This is a genomic window from Acinetobacter sp. ACIN00229, from assembly GCF_016106645.1.
Lineage (GTDB): Bacteria > Pseudomonadota > Gammaproteobacteria > Pseudomonadales > Moraxellaceae > Acinetobacter > Acinetobacter oleivorans.
In genome coordinates, this window is record NZ_JADWOM010000008.1 from 30,920 (window position 1) to 49,000 (window position 18,081).

The 18,081-nt window shown below is 39.3% G+C and carries 16 protein-coding genes; 9 read left to right on the forward strand and 7 right to left on the reverse strand.

Annotated features, from left to right (window positions below; translation table 11 throughout):
- The first annotated feature begins 79 nt into the window (after nucleotides 1–79).
- On the forward strand, nucleotides 80–514 hold the full coding sequence (locus tag I7H67_RS08985) for an I78 family peptidase inhibitor (protein WP_013198272.1): 435 nt from the start codon (nucleotides 80–82) through the stop codon (nucleotides 512–514).
- A gap of 74 nt (nucleotides 515–588) precedes the next feature.
- Here I7H67_RS08985 and I7H67_RS08990 read toward each other — a convergent pair whose 3' ends face one another.
- Entirely contained in the window at nucleotides 589–1,212 is a 624-nt protein-coding gene (locus I7H67_RS08990; protein WP_151821939.1) for a hypothetical protein, read from the reverse strand.
- A 543-nt stretch (nucleotides 1,213–1,755) separates the two neighbouring features.
- Here I7H67_RS08990 and I7H67_RS08995 point away from each other — a divergent pair.
- Entirely contained in the window at nucleotides 1,756–2,691 is a 936-nt protein-coding gene (locus tag I7H67_RS08995) for a dihydrodipicolinate synthase family protein (RefSeq protein ID WP_004793151.1), read from the forward strand.
- Between the two features lie 58 nt (nucleotides 2,692–2,749).
- Here I7H67_RS08995 and I7H67_RS09000 read toward each other — a convergent pair whose 3' ends face one another.
- Entirely contained in the window at nucleotides 2,750–3,655 is a 906-nt protein-coding gene (locus I7H67_RS09000; protein WP_198307631.1) for a DMT family transporter, read from the reverse strand.
- Between the two features lie 421 nt (nucleotides 3,656–4,076).
- Here I7H67_RS09000 and I7H67_RS09005 point away from each other — a divergent pair, with 421 nt between their 5' ends.
- The 6 genes from I7H67_RS09005 (at nucleotide 4,077) to I7H67_RS09030 (ending at nucleotide 9,262) form a co-directional block, all read left to right on the forward strand.
- Entirely contained in the window at nucleotides 4,077–4,760 is a 684-nt protein-coding gene (locus I7H67_RS09005; RefSeq protein WP_000174668.1) for a GntR family transcriptional regulator, read from the forward strand.
- A 179-nt stretch (nucleotides 4,761–4,939) separates the two neighbouring features.
- On the forward strand, nucleotides 4,940–5,872 hold the full coding sequence (locus tag I7H67_RS09010) for a 4-hydroxyproline epimerase (protein WP_192833584.1): 933 nt from the start codon (nucleotides 4,940–4,942) through the stop codon (nucleotides 5,870–5,872).
- Complete coding sequence (locus tag I7H67_RS09015; RefSeq protein ID WP_198307632.1) at nucleotides 5,869–6,972, forward strand: NAD(P)/FAD-dependent oxidoreductase; 1,104 nt, start codon at nucleotides 5,869–5,871, stop codon at nucleotides 6,970–6,972. The genes I7H67_RS09010 and I7H67_RS09015 overlap by 4 nt, the downstream gene beginning before the upstream one ends.
- Nucleotides 6,973–7,203, forward strand: coding sequence for a (2Fe-2S)-binding protein (locus tag I7H67_RS09020; protein WP_000615330.1), 231 nt, complete (start codon nucleotides 6,973–6,975; stop codon nucleotides 7,201–7,203). It begins immediately after the preceding gene.
- Nucleotides 7,203–8,465 carry an FAD/NAD(P)-binding oxidoreductase gene (locus I7H67_RS09025; RefSeq protein ID WP_198307633.1) on the forward strand — a complete coding sequence of 421 codons (1,263 nt, stop codon included), beginning with the start codon at nucleotides 7,203–7,205 and terminating at the stop codon, nucleotides 8,463–8,465. The genes I7H67_RS09020 and I7H67_RS09025 overlap by 1 nt, the downstream gene beginning before the upstream one ends.
- Before the next feature lie 44 nt (nucleotides 8,466–8,509).
- Nucleotides 8,510–9,262, forward strand: coding sequence for an AraC family transcriptional regulator (locus I7H67_RS09030; RefSeq protein ID WP_198307634.1), 753 nt, complete (start codon nucleotides 8,510–8,512; stop codon nucleotides 9,260–9,262).
- A 67-nt stretch (nucleotides 9,263–9,329) separates the two neighbouring features.
- Here I7H67_RS09030 and abaF read toward each other — a convergent pair whose 3' ends face one another.
- The 3 genes from abaF to I7H67_RS09045 all read right to left on the reverse strand — a co-directional run bounded on the left by abaF (nucleotide 9,330) and on the right by I7H67_RS09045 (nucleotide 14,086).
- On the reverse strand, nucleotides 9,330–10,619 hold the full coding sequence (gene abaF / locus I7H67_RS09035; RefSeq protein ID WP_198307635.1) for a fosfomycin efflux MFS transporter AbaF: 1,290 nt from the start codon (nucleotides 10,617–10,619) through the stop codon (nucleotides 9,330–9,332).
- A gap of 161 nt (nucleotides 10,620–10,780) precedes the next feature.
- Complete coding sequence (locus I7H67_RS09040) at nucleotides 10,781–12,361, reverse strand: aldehyde dehydrogenase (NADP(+)) (RefSeq protein ID WP_198307636.1); 1,581 nt, start codon at nucleotides 12,359–12,361, stop codon at nucleotides 10,781–10,783.
- Between the two features lie 153 nt (nucleotides 12,362–12,514).
- A complete protein-coding gene (locus I7H67_RS09045) occupies nucleotides 12,515–14,086 on the reverse strand; it encodes an APC family permease (protein WP_013198264.1) in 1,572 nt (523 codons plus the stop codon).
- 449 nt (nucleotides 14,087–14,535) lie between these two features.
- Here I7H67_RS09045 and I7H67_RS09050 point away from each other — a divergent pair, with 449 nt between their 5' ends.
- The gene (locus I7H67_RS09050) at nucleotides 14,536–15,915 is read left to right on the forward strand and encodes an L-serine ammonia-lyase (RefSeq protein ID WP_198307637.1); all 1,380 of its coding nucleotides are present in this window, start codon (nucleotides 14,536–14,538) and stop codon (nucleotides 15,913–15,915) included.
- Between the two features lie 138 nt (nucleotides 15,916–16,053).
- Here I7H67_RS09050 and I7H67_RS09055 read toward each other — a convergent pair whose 3' ends face one another.
- Nucleotides 16,054–17,409, reverse strand: coding sequence for a dihydroorotase (locus I7H67_RS09055; RefSeq protein ID WP_198307638.1), 1,356 nt, complete (start codon nucleotides 17,407–17,409; stop codon nucleotides 16,054–16,056).
- A complete protein-coding gene (locus I7H67_RS09060; RefSeq protein ID WP_198307639.1) occupies nucleotides 17,399–17,959 on the reverse strand; it encodes a carbonate dehydratase in 561 nt (186 codons plus the stop codon). Before I7H67_RS09060 ends, I7H67_RS09055 begins: the two co-directional genes overlap by 11 nt.
- Between the last annotated feature and the right edge of the window lie 122 nt (nucleotides 17,960–18,081).

Below are 18,081 nucleotides of genomic sequence, written 5' to 3' on the forward strand. Positions count from 1 at the left end.
AGTTTTTTATTGTAAACAAGTCATATGAAACATGAATTTTTTTGATATCTTTAGTTTTTTGAGTAAGAAGCAAAAAATTATGAAAAAAACTATCTTTCTTGGCTTAGCGCTTGTTTCGTTAACGGCTTGTTCGTCTGTACAACATAAAGATTCAACTCCACCAAAAATTGGTTCACCAAACCCAGCTAGTCAATATTGTGTTGAACAAGGTGGGAAATTAGAAATTAGAAATGAAGCAAATGGTCAGGTTGGGTATTGTCATTTACCAAATGGGCAAGTCGTTGAAGAATGGAAATTATTCCGTGATAACCAAGCGAACTGTGTAGCAGAAGAAGCTCAAAAATTAGTGGGGCAATCTGGCCTGACTGATGATCAAATTAAACAAAAAACTAAATCAGAAATTGTGCGCACAGTAGCTCCAGGTCAACCAATGACAATGGATTATCGTACAAACCGAGTTACAGTTACTATTGATCCTGCTTCTAAGAAAATTACTCAGGCAACTTGTGGTTAATTTGTTAAATTAAAGTTTGCTAAACCAAATCTTGAAGTACAAAAGCCTGCATTTCAGCAGGCTTTTTTATGACTTTAATTTTGGGAATAATGAATGACTGGATACTCTTTTTGTTGAGGCAGTTGTTGCAAAGCCTGATTAATTTTGATGAGAAAAATATCAACTTTATCTTGGCTTGGATTGTTGGTGTTGTATGAAGCTCTTTCTTGATAGTTAATTCCACAGCCAATAATTTTCATATTTGCGGGATTAAAGCTCCAGTCATTTTTATTTTTGATCGAGATATCTAAATCACTATCACATTCTTTCCAGAGTTTTAAAAATTGATTGGAATATACAGCGGGAGCTTCTTGTGCTCGGTAGGCTGTAAATCCTTGCATTTCAGAGTTAGCAAATTGAAGGAGATGATTGGTGGGCATTCCTCCCCAAAGCATAGCGCTATCTTTTGGTAGCTTTATTCCTGTTATATGTTCTTCTTTAAGGGGGGCAGTTTGCTCATCTTTCTGTTTGGACTTTTGAGATTTATAAACTAGTTTTGTTCCAACAGGAACTGTTACGCCTTTGACTTGAGTGATTTGTGTTGTATAGAAATAAGGCGAAGTATCACGGTTACAGCCTGTCGGGTTATAACAGCCAATACAACCACTTAACAATAAAACCGGAAAACTTAAAATACTTAATTTGAAAATTCGATCCATTTTTCTTGTCTTTAATTATGTCTAGAAATTTAATATATCAGCATTTAAATCAATAATAAAAAAAAGCCCCTAGCGGACTAGAGGCAGAAAAACATCAGATGCAAGAACAGGTGAATTATGCATCTGAGTTAAGTAGGTTGTATCAAACCATGTAAAGCACTTTACCAGCAAAAATGAATAAAAATAGGGAGGTGCGACTAATGGCTAATGTTTCGTGGTCGTTTCTTAAGCACCTATAAACTCAGATTTAATTTCTATTCTCAGCGCTCATTTTTAAATTCCATAAATTTTTTAGATTCAATTTTTTAAAAAAATATGGGATGAATCTTATCTTTAATTATATAAATGAAATTAATATTTGATTTATATAGATTTTTATTCAGTTAAAGAATTTAAAGGGAAAGACTATTCTTTTTGTTGTATATCGTATACGATATATGAAGAATGATTAAGCAGCTATTAATCCCATTCCATAACTTTTGAGATGGATTAACTCGAAAGTACGACTACCAAGAGTTTTATTTGTATTACTGAGGAATAATTATGAGTAATATCTTCACAGGATGTATCCCGGCGCTAATGACCCCATGTACTCCTAACCGTGAGCCAGATTTTGACGCGCTTGTGAAAAAAGGGCATGAACTGATTGAAGCGGGCATGAGTGCGGTAGTGTATTGTGGTTCTATGGGTGATTGGCCTTTATTGACAGAAGCTCAACGCCAAGAAGGTGTAGCACGACTTGTTGCTGCTGGCATTCCAACAATTGTTGGTACTGGTGCAGTTAATTCAAAAGAAGCAGTTTCTCATGCAGCTCATGCAGAAAAGGTAGGTGCACAAGGGCTTATGGTTATTCCACGTGTACTGTCACGCGGGGCATCACCAACTGCACAAAAAGCTCACTTTTCTGCCATTTTAAAAGCAGCTCCAAGCTTACCTTCGGTGATTTACAATAGTCCATATTATGGATTTGCAACTCGTGCAGATTTATTTTTTGAATTACGCCGTGAGTTTCCAAACTTAATTGGTTTTAAAGAATTTGGTGGCGCTGCCGATATGCGTTACGCAGCTGAATTCATTACTTCACAAGATGATTCAGTTACCTTAATGGCTGGCGTAGACACTCAAGTTTTCCATGGTTTCGTGAATTGTAATGCAACTGGTGCGATTACAGGGATTGGTAATGCTTTACCTAAAGAAGTTTTACTGTTGGTTGACCTTAGTAAGAAAGCTGCAGCAGGTGATGCAAAAGCCCGTCGCTTAGCACAAGAGTTATCAAGCGCATTAGAAGTTTTATCATCTTTTGACGAAGGAACGGATCTTGTTCTTTACTATAAATACTTAATGGTACTTAACGGAGATAAAGAATATACCTTACACTTTAACGAGACTGATGCATTGAGCGAATCGCAACGTAAATATGTTGAAACTCAGTATGAGTTATTCCGTACGTGGTACCGTAACTGGTCAGCTGAAATCTAAGTAAGTATTCATAAAAAAAAGAGGCTACCAATTGAGCCTCTTTTTTTATTTCTATGAATTACTTTTTGGTCAGAACAATAACGCATAGGAAAATGAGAATTAAACCCAAATAACTATGCATTGTTAAACTTTCACCCACTACAACAACTGCTAATAATGCTGCAACTGGAATCTCAACCAAAGCTAGTGTCATAGCCTGACTTGCTGGAATTCGTTTAAGACCAAAGCTAAAAAATAAATAGCCCAAAAACATAGGAACAATCGGAATATAAATCGCAACCCAAATGTTAGTTGGGTAATCAAAAAGGTTTTGTGCCGTAATGAATAATGTAGGTAGTAAAAGCACTGCAGAGATACCAAAAATCACTCCCATAGCAGCTCTTGAGTCGACTTCTTGGCGAATTAGGTTTCTCATTATCCAAGAATATGTTGCATAGCTCAGGCTAGAGAGTAAGCCAAAAAATACCCCTAAAATACGATCAGATTGTACGATTTGATGCTGCGCATGATCACCGGCATAAGAGAGTAAAATAATTCCTAAAAAACCGAGAATAAAACTAATGAGCCATTTTAACGAAAGTTTTCGTTTATCTAAAATCCATTCCAAAAGCACTGAAAATAAAGGCGCACAGCCAATAGAAATTACGGTGCCAATAGAAACACCAGCCAAAGAGACAGATGAATAAAATGCAAATGGACAAAGAATTGAAACAATGACCGCAATAAAAACTTGGGATTTATAGTTAAATAGTTTTTGGTAATTTTTTTTAATGGCTTTTAAGCTTAAAAATGTATGAATTAATCCACCGAAGCCCACAGAAATGGTAGCAATTACAAGTGGACTAATGCCTTTTGCAAAAGATGCCGCTGTACCTGCTGTACCCCATAGAAAAGCAGCAAATAGTACAGATAAGAAACCCGTATAATAATTCAGAGAAAATTTTGCTTCTGTTAGCGTACTCATATGAAGTGACTCAAACTTTAAAAGTTTTATGCAGCATGATTTTTACAAGATAAAAATTTTATCTTGCAGGCAATAACTTAGCTAAACGGATAGGAATCTTTTTGACAGTTACCCATCAAGAGAACAGGGTAGTATGCTGCTATTTATTATGATTTGCTTGGTTAGATACAATAAAATGATGACGATTTCAGCATAGTCTAATAATAGTTTTGTGAATTAAATGGTATAAAGTATACTTTAGCTATTAATGCAGTTAAAAATTATTAGCTCCAATAAATAGAGAAAATGAGTTTTAGCAGCATTGAATTAAAGGTAAGCCGTGCCGAAAATAATGCTTGAAAAGCAATGATTTCATTATGGCGGATGAATAAAAATTATCATCCTTTTATTTGTGTCATATTTTGAGGTTAAGAGAATATTCGTGACGCTACCATCTTTTAATGTATCAAATCTTGGTGCAATGCCTTCGGTATCTGAAGTTATTGTCAAATATATTAGAGAAGCAATTATTGCAGGGCATATTGCTGAAGGCGAACCGATTCGTCAGGATGAAATTGCCAAACTTTTTAATGTCAGCAAAATTCCGGTACGTGAAGCCTTAAAGCAACTTGAAGCTGAAGGCTTGGTTGAGTTTATAAAAAATCGGGGCGCAATTGTGACCCGCATCTCTGAAGAAGAGTTGGCACAGATTTTTGAAGTCCGAGTGATGTTGGAAACGAAGCTGATTCAGCTCGCCGTGCCGAATATGACGGAGGAAACTTATAAAAAGGCAGATGAAATTTGTAATGCCTTTATCGATAACATGGATATTGGAAGCTGGACCACACTCAATTGGCAATTACATGCATGCCTTTATGAACCAGCACAACGGCCTTACATGCTTGGATTAATTCGTTCTATTTACGATAAAATTGAGCGCTATTTAAGATTGCAGATGAATGTTTCAGAAGGCAAATCACGTGCAAATGATGAACATAAAGAAATCGTGAAAGCCTGCAAAGCCAAAGATGTTGATTTAGCGGTTAAATTAATTGAAGAGCATATTAATGGTGTTTGCCAATCACTTTATGAACATCTACCTCACCATAAAAATGTGAAAAAATAAGCGCTCCATTTTTAATCATTTCAGTGTTATTTGAATTAGGCCACTGGCCTAATTTTTTTGTCTTTAGTTTAGCTGAAGCAAGTTTTCACTATGCTGATTTCGTCATCGATTCATAAGAAAACGATCAAGCTTGCTGTTTTGAGATCAGTCATCCTAGAAAAAAATGTAAGGATACTTCTATGAAAACAGTAAAAATTTTGGACTCTCATACTGGTGGCGAACCAACACGATTAGTACTTGAAGGTTTTCCTGATTTAGGTACAGGAGACATGGAAAGCCGCCGAAAAATATTATCAGAACAATATGACCATTTCCGTAGAGCAACTATGTTAGAGCCGCGCGGTAATGATGTTCTGGTTGGCGCATTATTGTGTAAGCCAATGAATCCCAAAGCGAGCGCGGGCGTTATCTTCTTTAATAACACGGGCTACCTAGGCATGTGTGGTCATGGCACGATTGGTTTAGTGGCTTCGTTAGCACATTTGGGAAAAATACAAGTAGGTACGCATTTAATTGAAACGCCAGTAGGTGATGTTGAGGCGACATTGCATGAAGATCATTCAGTTAGCGTGAGAAATGTACCAGCATATCGTTATAAAAAAGCGGTCGAAGTTGATGTTGAAAAGTATGGAAAAGTTACTGGTGATATTGCATGGGGCGGAAACTGGTTCTTCTTGATTAATGACCATGGTCAACATGTTGCAAGTGATAATTTAGATCAACTGACTGACTATGCGTGGACAGTCAGACAAGCGCTTACGGCACAAGGAATAACTGGTAAAGATGGACAAGAGATTGATCATATTGAATTATTTGCAAGTGACGCCGAAGCGGACAGTAAAAATTTCGTACTTTGCCCAGGCAAGGCCTATGACCGTTCACCATGTGGAACTGGAACCAGTGCAAAAATTGCTTGCTTAGCTGCGGATGGCAAACTTGAGCCAGGAAAGTTATGGAAACAAGCCAGTATTATCGGTAGCCAGTTTATTGCCTCTTATGAGCAAGCTGGGGAATATGTTATTCCAACCATTCGTGGTGAAGCTTACATGAGTGCCGAAGCAACTTTATTTATGGATGAAAATGACCCATTTGCTTGGGGTATTCAGCTATGAGAACCGATGCCATCGTCATTGGGGCAGGCATTGTAGGTGCGGCATGTGCTTATGAATTGGCTCGGCAAGGGTTAAATGTGCAAGTTTTGGATGCTCGTATCGGTGGGGCAACAGCTGCGGGCATGGGGCATTTGGTCATTATGGATGACTTGGACGCCGAATTAAAGCTTAGCCATTGGTCAGTTCAGTTGTGGCATGAATTAGGGCACGAGCTTTCAGAAGAATGTGCCTATCGCCAAACACCAACTTTATGGCTGGCAAGTAGCCCAGAAGAAATGCAGATTGCCGAAGAAAAATATCAACGTCTCACTGCACAAGGTGTCCGTTGCCAACTTCGAAATGCAGAGGAAATCCGTCAGCTTGAACCTCACTTAAAGCATGGTCTCTACGGTGGGTTGGAAGTTTTTGATGATGGCATTTTATATGCACCCTGTGCTGCTGAATGGTTGTTAAAACAATTCCCGCAAAAGATTCAGGTTCAACAAGCTAAAGTTATTCATATTGAAGAAAATCGGGTTCAGTTAAGTGATGGAACATGGCTCGAAGCAGCACATATTGTTTTAGCAAACGGCATTCATGCGACAGATTTTTTTCCAGAGTTACCGATTGAACCTAAAAAAGGTCATTTAGCTATTACCGACCGTTATCCCGAATTAAATGTAAAACATACGTTAGTGGCTTTGGCTTATGCAGCCAGCACTCAAGCGACAAGTGGAATTTCAGTCGCTTGTAATATTCAACCTAGACCGACAGGTCAGCTATTTATTGGGTCATCTCGTCAGTTCAATACGGTTGATCCAACTGTAGAGCCAGAAGTGTTTACTCGGGTGCTTAAAGAGGCTGCTGATTATTTTCCAGCTTTGGCTGATCTTAATGTTATTCGGGCATGGACTGGTTTTCGTGCAGCTACTCCGGATGGCATTCCTGTTATTGGACGACATCCTGCATTTCAATCGGTTTATTTAGCGGTTGGTCATGAAGGACTAGGTGTAACCACTGCGACAGGTACAGCAAGACTTATTGCTTCCCATGTGTGTGGATTAACTTTTGATATAGATCCTGAACCTTTTTTACCTAATCGTTTTATAGGAGCTGCATAGATGATTCAGCTTTTTATTAACGGACAATCAGTTTCTGTGATTGAGGGCACCAGTGTTGCTGCTGCTTTAGCACAAGCAAAGTCTTACAGTCGTCTATCTGTTTGTGGTGAAAAACGTACTCCATTTTGTGGAATGGGAGTTTGTCAGGAATGCCGTGTCAATATTAATGGACTCAGAGTGCTTGCTTGTCAGACGCTGTGCCAGCAAGACATGAAGGTGGAAACACAATAATGGAAAAACAATACGATGTGGTAGTTGTAGGGGCAGGCCCTGCGGGGTTGTCAGCTGCTATTGCAGCCGCCGAGAGTGGTGGGCGAATTTTAATATTGGATAATAACCCACAGGCGGGTGGTCAAATCTGGCGCGCTGGACCGATTTTTCCTGTACCTGAAATGGCGCAGCAGAAATATCAACAAATTGAGACTCATCCTAATATTGAATTTATGTTTGGTGCCAAGATTGTCGCTGCACCTTTTGTAGGCCAATTACTCGTTGAACGACCTCACGACAGCCTAAATTTGTCTTATAGTCAGCTTGTATTGTGTACGGGTGCAAGAGAACTATTTTTACCTTTTCCTGGTTGGACCTTATCTGGTGTAACTGGAGCAGGTGGTTTGCAAGCTTTAATTAAAGCAGGTACACCTGTTAAAAATGAACGTGTTGTGATTGCAGGATCTGGACCATTGCTCTTAGCAAGTGCTGATACTGCGAAAAAAGCAGAAGCTCAAGTTCTCTATGTTGCTGAACAGGCACCTTCATCTTCCGTTCGTAAATTTGCACTACAACTTTGGCGCTGGCCTGCAAAAATAATACAGGCCTTATCTTTACCTTATCGTTTATATCACCCTGACAGTTATGTGATTGAAGCGATTGGTCAGGAGCGTCTTGAACGAGTAAGACTACAAACGCCGAAAGGAATTGTTGAAATTGAGTGTGATCGACTCGCTTGTGGGTTTGGTTTAGTACCGAATACTCAATTAGGGCAGTTAATGGGTTGTCAAATTAAGGACAATGCGATTGCGGTCGATGACTATCAACGTACATCACAGCCACAGGTGTGGGCAGCAGGTGAGTGTACAGGCTTTGGCGGAAGTGAGCTGGCGATGGTTGAAGGTAGCATCGCAGGTTATGCAGCTATAGGCCAAAATGAAAAAGCCAGTCAATTATTTGCTCAAAGACAGCGGTATCGTTTATTTGCAGATCTACTTGAGAAAAGCTTTAAGTTACGTGCTGAATTAAAAACGCTTGCACGCCCAGAAACTATTTTTTGTCGATGTGAAGATGTGACTTTTGATAAGGTTGCCGAGCGTAGTAGTTGGATTGATGCAAAATTACATACACGTTGTGGAATGGGAGCATGTCAGGGAAGCACTTGTTCAACAGCCGCCGCCTGCCTATTTGATTGGCAGTTGCCTAACTCTAGACCGCCATTACTGCCTACCCGTGTAAAAAGCCTCATGACGATGTCTACTTCTCCTTTAAATCAAAAATGAAATGTTCTAGAGTAGACAAGTTATTACTTTGCCCGCTCTAACTCATGACTTTGGTTCAAATTCCGAAACTAACCACAACTTTGGAAGATTTCTTAAAAAATCTGGAAAGTATTGAACCATTATTTGATGCTTTATCTTCGGTGGTATTTTTCATCAAAAATACTGAAGCACGCTATGTCTTTGTTAATCAAACATTGGTAAATCGCTGTGGTCTAAAAGATAAAACTGCGTTACTTGGAAAGACCTCGGAAGAAGTCTTTCCTCACTCTCTTGGAAAAATATATACATCTCAAGACTTGCAAGTCATTCGCCGTGGTAAAAAGTTAACAGAGCAATTAGAACTGCATTTATATGCAAAGAACCAGTCGGGTTGGTGTTTGACTTATAAAGAGCCTTTATTTGATGCGGATGGAAAGTTAGCAGGAATAGCGGGTATTTCTAATGATTTAAATGTGCCTGAAAATACACATCCTGCTTTTTACAAAATGGTTCAGGTTGAGGAATATATTAAAAAGAATTATGCCGAAACGATTACGTTGGCACACTTGACCGCAATTGCTGGTGTGTCGGTGGCTCAGTTAGAACGCTATTGCAAAAAAATATACCATTTAACGCCGCGGCAAATGATTAGCAAAATTCGTCTTCAGGTCGCCACTGAACTGCTTGCGACTGACTTACCGATTACTCAAATTGGTTTGCGCTGTGGTTATACCGATCATAGTGCTTTTTGTCGTCAGTTTAAGTTGCATACAGGTATGTCGCCTACTTTGTATCGTGCCTCTACCAAAAATATTTAGATAAAAAAATTGGGCTGTATAGAACAACCCAAAATCATCGTTAAGCAAATAATGTATATTTTAAAGATTAATCTTTAAAAGCAAGTGATCGGCCTTTGGTTTCTTTCACCAGCAAAATCGAGACAATAGAAATCAGACTTGCGGCAACCAAATATAAAGAAATTGGAACCGAGCTATTAAATTCTTTGAGTAAGGTTAAGGCAATTAATGGAGCAAGAGAACCTGCCATAATTGGCGCGACTTGATAACAAAATGAAAGCGCCGTATAGCGAATGTGAGTTGGAAATAACTCAGTCATTAAAGCAGAGTAAGGCGAGTAGGTCATGGACTCAATAAATAAACCCAGTACAATCGCTAACATAATGAGCCAGTTATTGCCTGTATCCATTAACGGAAAGCCGACAAAGCCCCAAAATGCAGTAAGTACAGCTCCAATAAGGTAAATAGGTTTACGGCCAAATATATCGCTTAAATGCCCCATAACAGGAATAATAAAGAAATGGATCAGGTGAGCGCCGAACATAAGCAGTAATATCTGCGAAGTATCTTTATGAACGACCAACTTTAAATAACTGATCGAAAAAGTAACCACCATATAGTACAAAATGTTTTCTGCGAATCGGGCACCGATACCCGCAATAACAGATTTCTTATGATATTTTAAAACTTCAATAATTCCGAGTTGTTGCTTTTCAAGAAGCTGCTGTTTCGCCTGTGCTTCTTTAAACACCTCGGCATCATCTACATTTTTTCGAATCCATAATCCGATCAGTACCACGACTGCCGAAAACCAGAATGCACAGCGCCATCCCCAATCTAGAAATTGCTCAGGGGAAAGGTTTTTTGAAAGTAGTAATAAAACCAGTGTGGCTACTAAATTGCCGAGCGGTACACCAGTTTGTGGCCAGCTTGCCCAATAACCTCTGCGGTCATCTGGACTGTGCTCTGAAACCAAAATAACTGCGCCGCCCCATTCACCACCAAAAGCAAAGCCCTGAATTAAACGCAGTATAACTAACAGTGTAGGTGCCCAATAGCCAATTTGATGGAAGGTCGGAATACAGCCCATTAAAAAAGTAGTTATACCGACAATAATCAGGCTAATTTGCAATAATTTCTTACGACCAATTTTATCGCCGTAATGACCAAACACGAGGCCACCAATAGGTCTTGCTAAAAAGCCAACAGCATAGAGGGCAAATGCTGCCAAAATACCATCTATAGCATTGCCCGTTTGTTGAAAGAAAAGTTCACCAAAGACAAGGGCGGAAGCAGTTCCATAAAGGAAAAACTCATACCATTCAGCTACGGAGCCGACCATAGAGGCCGCCACTACCTTTTTTAATGTTGTCGTCATATACCAATATCCTTATTTAAAAATATGTTACGCATAAGTTTGTTTGAGCATCTTGCTATTCATTTTTTGCACTTTTTTATTAGAAGAATGTGCGGTTAAGTTTTGCGATTTTGATCTAAATAAAAAGGAGTTCATCTCTTGGATAAACTCCTTCAAAAATATTAAAGTGCAGCTTTACTCATTTCACCATTCACTAAGCGTTCAATACCAAGCGGATTGGCATTTTGAAGGGCAAGTGGCAATAAGTGATCTGGATAGTTTTGATAGCATACTGGTCGTAAATAACGGTCGATTGCTAAGGTTCCTACCGAAGTACCACGTGCATCTGAAGTTGCAGGGTAAGGACCACCGTGTACCATGGCATCACAGACTTCAACACCTGTTGGGTAACCATTTAGAAGTAAACGTCCTGCTTTTTCTTCAAGTAACAGAATAAGGGGAGAAAAGTTTTCAAAATCTTGCAGTTCGGCAATTAATGATGCGGTAAGCTGACCACGAAGTCCGTTTAACGCTAGAGCAAGTTGCTCTGCCGATTCAACTTCAATCACAATCGTTGTTGGGCCAAATACTTCTTCTTGAAGTAGTTCATCCTGCTCTAGTAAAAGAGATACATGAGCTTTAAAGAGCTGAGGATAGGCTTGATGGCCTTGCTGTGGTTGACCTGCTAAATGCTCAATTTTGTCATGTGCGAGTAATGCTTTCAGGCCATGTTCATAGCTTCTTAAAGTGCCTTTGTTAAGCATGGTTTGTGGTGGCTGCTGAGCCATTGCAGCCGTGAACTGCTCAAGAAATTGGCTAAATTCAGCTGATTTAATTCCAATAATTAAACCCGGATTGGTACAGAACTGACCGCAACCTAAAACCACTGAACCACTAAGTTCGGCTGCAATTTTATCACCACGCACTTTTAGAGCTTCTGGTAATAAAACCATTGGGTTAATGCTCGACATTTCGGCAAAAACAGGAATTGGCTCAGGGCGTGCAGCAGCTAAATCGCAGAGAGCACGGCCACCTTTGAGTGAACCTGTAAATCCAACTGCTTTAATTGCGGGATGTTTTACCAGTGGTTCACCAACACCTTGACCATAAATCATGCTAAAGATGCCTTTTGGCATAGCGCATTTCTCAATTGCGCTACAAATCGCATTTGCAATTGATTCGGCGGTTGCCATGTGGCCGCTATGCGCCTTAACAATAACAGGACATCCAGCCGCAAGTGCTGAAGCGGTATCGCCACCAGCAGTAGAAAAAGCAAGAGGGAAGTTACTAGCGCCAAATACAGCAACTGGCCCAACACCGATTTTATATTGACGTAAATCTGGACGTGGAAGTGGTTGACGCTCAGGTAAAGCCAAATCAATACGGGCACCTAAATAATCACCACGGCGTAATACTTGAGCAAACAGACGTAATTGGCCAGTAGTTCGCCCACGTTCACCGCGAATGCGAGCTTCAGGTAAAGCAGTTTCTTGACAGACAGTGGCAATAAACTGGTCATCAAGCGTATCAATTTCATTGGCAATTGTTTCTAGAAAAACAGCGCGCTGTTCTGGTGTAGTCTGTCTAAAAGCTGGATAAGCCAATGCAGCTGCTTGAGCTGCCTGATCAATTTCTTCAGGAGTTGCCTGAGCAAATTGATAGGGTAATGCTTCATCTGTTGCAGCATCATAACTTAAGACAAATTTACTGCCCGAACTTGAACGTTGACCTGCAATAAAATTTTGACCAGTAATATTTAACATTATCAACCTCACTTTAGAGTGAACGCCAAAAGTAGTTCTTCTGACGTTGGAGAATTATCGAAGCCGAGGTTTCACTTTCGAAAAATATAGTATTTTGTATACGTTATTAGTCAAAAGAAAACTCCAACCTATATGTGTTTAAGCAAGTGATCGCTAAGCTTCATCATCATTTTTAATGAGTGCTTTTGGTAAACCTGAATGTATTCCCCAGTAGTAACAACCAAGAGAAATCACCATAACTAAAAGTGTGTCAAACGGAGCTGCCAATAGGTGTGATGCGCCATCACCGAAGCTGCCAAGGTAAGAAACAATAATCATTAAAATGTAGTAAACAAGAAGCCAAGCTGATGACTTTAATTGTTGAGCTAGGCTGACTTCTTGGGTTGGCACATAACGTTTAAAAATGACATAGAGTGCAAACAATACGATTTGTGCGCCTAATAACCATGAAATGACATTCCAGCCAGACCAATAGACAATAAAAGAAGCAATCACGAAGGCAAGTGGGCCAAGAACAGTAAAGCCTTTTACATAGAATGGACGTTCAAGCTCAGGAGCATTACGACGTAAAGCACCCACTGTGACAGGAGCTAGGGCATAACTTAAAACTAACGCTGCCGAAACTACAGAAATTAATTTATCCCAAGATGGAAACGGCATAGTCCAAAATACAGAAAGTGCAAATGTTAACCATAATGCATAACGTGGAATGCCTGATTTTGGATCTACACGAGTAAAAATACGGAAGAAAGTATTACTGTTCGACCATGCATAAATGACACGTGGAGTTGCAGCCATATAGATATTGCCGCAGCCCGACGGAGAGATAATAGCGTCTGAAACAACTAAAAGCGCTAACCATCCCAAACCTAATAACATGGCAATGTCGCGATAAGGTAATGGGAACTTGTCACTGAGTCCTGACCAACCATTTGCTAACATATCGGTAGGTACAGCACCTAAGAAAGCAACTTGAAGCACGACATAAATAATCGTTGCTAAAACGACAGATAAGATGAGTGCAAAAGGAATGGTAAATTGAGGACGCTTTACTTCACTGGCTACCGAAATAATCGGCGTTAAGCCTAAGTACGCAAAAATAATACCGCCAGCAGAGACAGCACCTTGTACGCCGTGAGCACCCATTGGGGCAAACTCGGTCATTGAAAAGTTTGCTGGTTTAAAGTGGTATAGAAGTGCAACCATCACTAAAACTGGAACAGCAAACTTCAATGCACTGATGAGGTTGTTGGCAATTGCGAAGGTTTTTACGCTGTAATAATTCAATGCAAAAAATACGCATAAAAGTGCAAACTGAAACAACCATCCAATGGTAGTTGGAGATCGAATCCCATCGTGTATTTCTGTAAGTGAAGGGAACCATGCCGCTGCATATTCACGAGCAGCAACGACTTCAATTGCAATTAAACTTGAAAAGGCAATGACGGTCACAGAACCAAGTAAATATCCTTGTAAAGGACCATGTGAAAATACGGGATAACGGATAATACCGCCTGCTCGTGGTAAGGCTGCACCTAACTCACAATAAATAATTCCCAGAATTAAAACGGCAAAGCCGCCAATAATCCATGACAATATACCCGCAGGGCCGGCTTGAGAGGCCACATGACTTGCTGAAAATAACCATCCAGAACCGAAAATGGCGCCTAAGCCAATGAATGTAAGATCCATTAGAGATAACTGCTTTTTAAACTGACTTGTCATTACGTTTTCCTTAACGACAGAACTATTGTTCTTTCATATATCGTATACGATATATGGTTGTTGGTAAATAGGGGAATTTTTATTCTATTTAATGGCAAAGAGTGATCTGAATATTGAGTAAGTTATTGTTTTTAATTTTGTTTAAATAATTTAAATTCCAAGTAAATAGCTTGAAAACCAAATTTTTTTATAAAAAATTGGGAAAGGTTCGCTATTTTATTTGTTAAAAAGAACAATTCTTAAATATTTGTTGAGTAATTTACCATTTAAATTAATGGAAAATTCCATTTTTTGGAAAATATTAAATTAGAAATTGATTGTGTTGTTTTTAGCCAATGACCCATTTATTTTCAGTGCTTTATGGATGGCTTAATGATAGTTTTAGAGTTATCCGAAAGGACACAATAACGACGAACATACGAATAATAATGAATTGAAGGTAGGACCCAGTGTTTATTAGTGTATTTGATCTTTTTAAAATTGGTATTGGTCCATCTAGCTCCCATACAGTTGGACCCATGCGAGCGGCATACAGTTTTGTGGATGATTTATTACAACAAAATGATCTACAAAACACGGTTAGAGTTCAGGTGAAGTTATACGGTTCGCTTGCAGCAACTGGCGTCGGCCATGCGACAGACAAGGCTATTCTGTTAGGCTTAATGGGCTTTGACCCTGAACATATCGATACTCAAGTAACTACAAGCTTGATTGAAGATGTTCTTGAAAATAACGCCATCCAGCTTAATCAGCAAAAGAGTATTTCTTTTGACTATAAACGCGATGTACTTTTTCTTGATGAATCTTTACCTTATCACCCCAATGCAATGGAGTTGATTGCGTATAACGAGGTTCAAGAAATCTTATATGAAGAAACCTATTACTCGATTGGTGGCGGTTTTATTGTTAGTCAAAGACAATTAACACAAAGCCAATCTGAAACCAGTGACGTTAAGGTTCCATATCCATTTCACAGTGCAGCTGAACTTTTAAGCTTATGTAAAACTCATCATTTATCAATCAGTGAATTAATGCTTGAAAATGAGAAAAGCTGGCGTAGTGAAAGTGAGATTCGCACCAAAATTATGGACATCTGGAAAGTGATGCAGCAGTGCATTCACAACGGATTAATTAATGAAGGAATATTACCGGGAGGATTAAACGTAAAACGTCGAGCTAAAAAAATTCACGATAAATTATTAAATAAGAAAAATTCAAACCTGATTGTGACAACTTTTCATGCCATGGAGTGGGTCAATTTATTTGCTTTAGCGGTGAATGAAGAAAATGCTGCTGGCGGCCGAGTAGTCACAGCTCCTACAAATGGCGCAGCTGGGATTATTCCCGCAGTTTTATATTACTACGTGACTTTTTCTAAAGACTTTTCTGAAGACAAAGTGGTTCGTTTCTTTTTGAGTGCAGCAGCAGTCGGTATTTTATGTAAGCTCAATGCATCTATTTCTGGTGCAGAAGTGGGATGTCAGGGCGAAGTAGGCTCAGCTTGTGCGATGGCTTCGGCTGGTTTAGCCGAGATTTTAGGTGCATCACCTGAACAAGTGGAACATGCAGCTGAAATTGGCCTTGAACATAACTTAGGTTTAACGTGTGACCCGATTGGTGGTTTGGTTCAGGTGCCTTGCATTGAGCGAAATGCAATTGCAGCCGTAAAAGCCATTAATGCTGCGCAAATGGCACTTCATGATGAAGGTGAGCATTTTGTGACGCTCGATAAAGTCATTCAGACCATGAAAGAAACAGGCAGAGATATGTCTGAGAAATATAAAGAAACTTCAAAAGGTGGCCTCGCTGTTAATGCAATTGAGTGCTAAATAATCAGATGGGGCGAGGTGCCCCCTTATTGCTTATTGGATGTTCAAGGGCTGCATCGCAATTTTGATGAAGCCCGTTTTGTCGACTAAATGTGGAAGACGAAAACATGAATGCGTTAGGCGGCGTGTGGGCTGGTGTTATCTGTCTATGTCTAATGCTTTGCCTCGACAGCTTAAAAATAACTGATTTTGATGCCAAGCCAATTGCCCTGACACAATAGTTGTATCGACTTCATAGCGGAAGGTTTTATTTTGAAATGGCGTCCAGTTACATCGCATATAGTTTTTTTGATCTTTAACTGCAATAGCCTCTTTATTTTCTTTAAGTAGAACCAAATCTGCCCAATAACCTTCACGGATATATCCACGATTTTTGAGTTTAAATAAATCAGCAACTTGGTGTGATGTTTTCTTAACCATTGTTTCTATACTTATTTTTTTATCTGCCACAAGTTCCATGAGTGCTGGAACAGCATGTTGAACCAAAGGAAGGCCAGCGGGTGCTTTTAAATAAGATTGTTGTTTTTCATCCCATGTATGTGGTGCGTGATCTGTACCAATAATATCTAAGCGATTGGACTGAGCAATGGCGGTGATGAGTGCATCTTTGTCTTGTTGAGTTTTAATGGCTGGATTACATTTTATTAAATGTCCAAGCGCAGCATAGTCTGATTCATCAAAACTTAGATGGTGAATACATACTTCAGCAGAAATATGCTTTAGATTTAAAGGTAAATCTTTAAACAAACACAATTCTTTGGCTGTACTTATATGTAAAACATGCAGTTGGGTCCCATATTTTTCCGCTAAAGACACCGCTAAACGTGAACTCTCAAAGCATGCTTGTTTATCCCGAATTTTAGGGTGCATATGTGCTGGAATATATTCACCATATTTCCCGAAATATAAATTTTCTCTTTCTTTAATGCGAGGTGTATATTCGCAATGCGTTAAAAGAATGGTAGGGACATTGGCAAACAATCGTTCAAGAATTTGTGGGTCATCAACTAACATATTGCCAGTAGAGGCTCCCATAAAAACTTTTACGCCGCTGATGAGCTTGGGGTTAAGCTGCTCAATAATATCTAGATTTTCAGAGCTTACTCCAAAATGAAAGGCATAATTTGCCATGCTATATTGGGCGGCAATTTGTCTTTTTTGCATTAAGGCATCTAAAGATATTGTTGGGGGATTAGTGTTTGGCATATCCATATAACTGGTAATTCCGCCAATGACTGCTGCCATAGATTCCGAAGCAATACTACCTTTATGTGGTGAACCTGGATCTCTAAAATGGACTTGATCATCGATCATTCCGGGAATCAGCCAGTTCCCGTTCGCATGAATGGTTTTAGCATTAACAACATGAGAAATTGATGGAGCAATTTTTTCGATTCGACCATCTTGAATAAGTACATCTACAAATTCCTGTTTTCCCTCATTCACTAAATTGGCATCTCGGATAATGATTTTAGAATAGGGTTTAAAACTCATTTTGTAATGCCTTATAGCCTTTGACCAATTCAATATTTGTTGAGACGACACTCTCTGAAAACTCACTAATAGAGATATCAACCGGAGGGTATTGGTCTAAGTCGGTTTTAGAGTTGATGTAGCTCATTGCAGGGACATAAAAATGGTTAGGTAAATCACGTCCATCGACGACTGCATTATGACGAATAGCGCTATGATGACCGACCTTAGAGTTAAATATGACGCTGTTGAAACCGACAAAAACATGATGACCAATTTCACAAGGCCCATGAATAATTGAACGATGAGCAATTGATGTATTTTCACCAATCACAACGGATGCACCAGCTTTGGAGTGAATCACAACACCATCTTGAATGTTGGAATTTGAACCAATAATGATAGGTTCCATCTCTCCATTTTCGTCGGTTTCATCTGCACGAATCACCGCATAAGGGCCAATAAACACATTGGCATGAACAATGACTTTGCCGCAAATAATAGCGGTCTGATCGACATAAGCTGATTGATCAATAACAGGGAGATGGCCAGATGGATTTTTACGTAGCATTGGAGTACCGTTTAAATCTGTTTATTTAAGTTGGGATGTTAAGGGTAGTAAGTTGAAACTATTTAATTTGTGACAAACAAAAGTCATTTTTGTAAAAATCTTGATCAGTTTCAGTCATATAT

Excerpts from the sequence above, each read along its gene's own strand:
- I7H67_RS09025 (WP_198307633.1), top strand. The coding sequence starts at position 7,203 with ATGGAAAAACAATACGATGTGGTAGTTGTAGGGGCAGGCCCTGCGGGG.
- abaF (WP_198307635.1), bottom strand. The coding sequence starts at position 10,619 with ATGACGACAACATTAAAAAAGGTAGTGGCGGCCTCTATGGTCGGCTCC.
- I7H67_RS08995 (WP_004793151.1), top strand. The coding sequence starts at position 1,756 with ATGAGTAATATCTTCACAGGATGTATCCCGGCGCTAATGACCCCATGT.
- I7H67_RS08985 (WP_013198272.1), top strand. The coding sequence starts at position 80 with ATGAAAAAAACTATCTTTCTTGGCTTAGCGCTTGTTTCGTTAACGGCT.
- I7H67_RS09045 (WP_013198264.1), bottom strand. The coding sequence starts at position 14,086 with ATGACAAGTCAGTTTAAAAAGCAGTTATCTCTAATGGATCTTACATTC.
- I7H67_RS09030 (WP_198307634.1), top strand. The coding sequence starts at position 8,510 with ATGACTTTGGTTCAAATTCCGAAACTAACCACAACTTTGGAAGATTTC.
- I7H67_RS09000 (WP_198307631.1), bottom strand. The coding sequence starts at position 3,655 with ATGAGTACGCTAACAGAAGCAAAATTTTCTCTGAATTATTATACGGGT.
- I7H67_RS09040 (WP_198307636.1), bottom strand. The coding sequence starts at position 12,361 with ATGTTAAATATTACTGGTCAAAATTTTATTGCAGGTCAACGTTCAAGT.
- I7H67_RS09055 (WP_198307638.1), bottom strand. The coding sequence starts at position 17,409 with ATGAGTTTTAAACCCTATTCTAAAATCATTATCCGAGATGCCAATTTA.
- I7H67_RS09060 (WP_198307639.1), bottom strand. The coding sequence starts at position 17,959 with ATGCTACGTAAAAATCCATCTGGCCATCTCCCTGTTATTGATCAATCA.
- I7H67_RS09010 (WP_192833584.1), top strand. The coding sequence starts at position 4,940 with ATGAAAACAGTAAAAATTTTGGACTCTCATACTGGTGGCGAACCAACA.
- I7H67_RS09015 (WP_198307632.1), top strand. The coding sequence starts at position 5,869 with ATGAGAACCGATGCCATCGTCATTGGGGCAGGCATTGTAGGTGCGGCA.
- I7H67_RS08990 (WP_151821939.1), bottom strand. The coding sequence starts at position 1,212 with ATGGATCGAATTTTCAAATTAAGTATTTTAAGTTTTCCGGTTTTATTG.
- I7H67_RS09020 (WP_000615330.1), top strand. The coding sequence starts at position 6,973 with ATGATTCAGCTTTTTATTAACGGACAATCAGTTTCTGTGATTGAGGGC.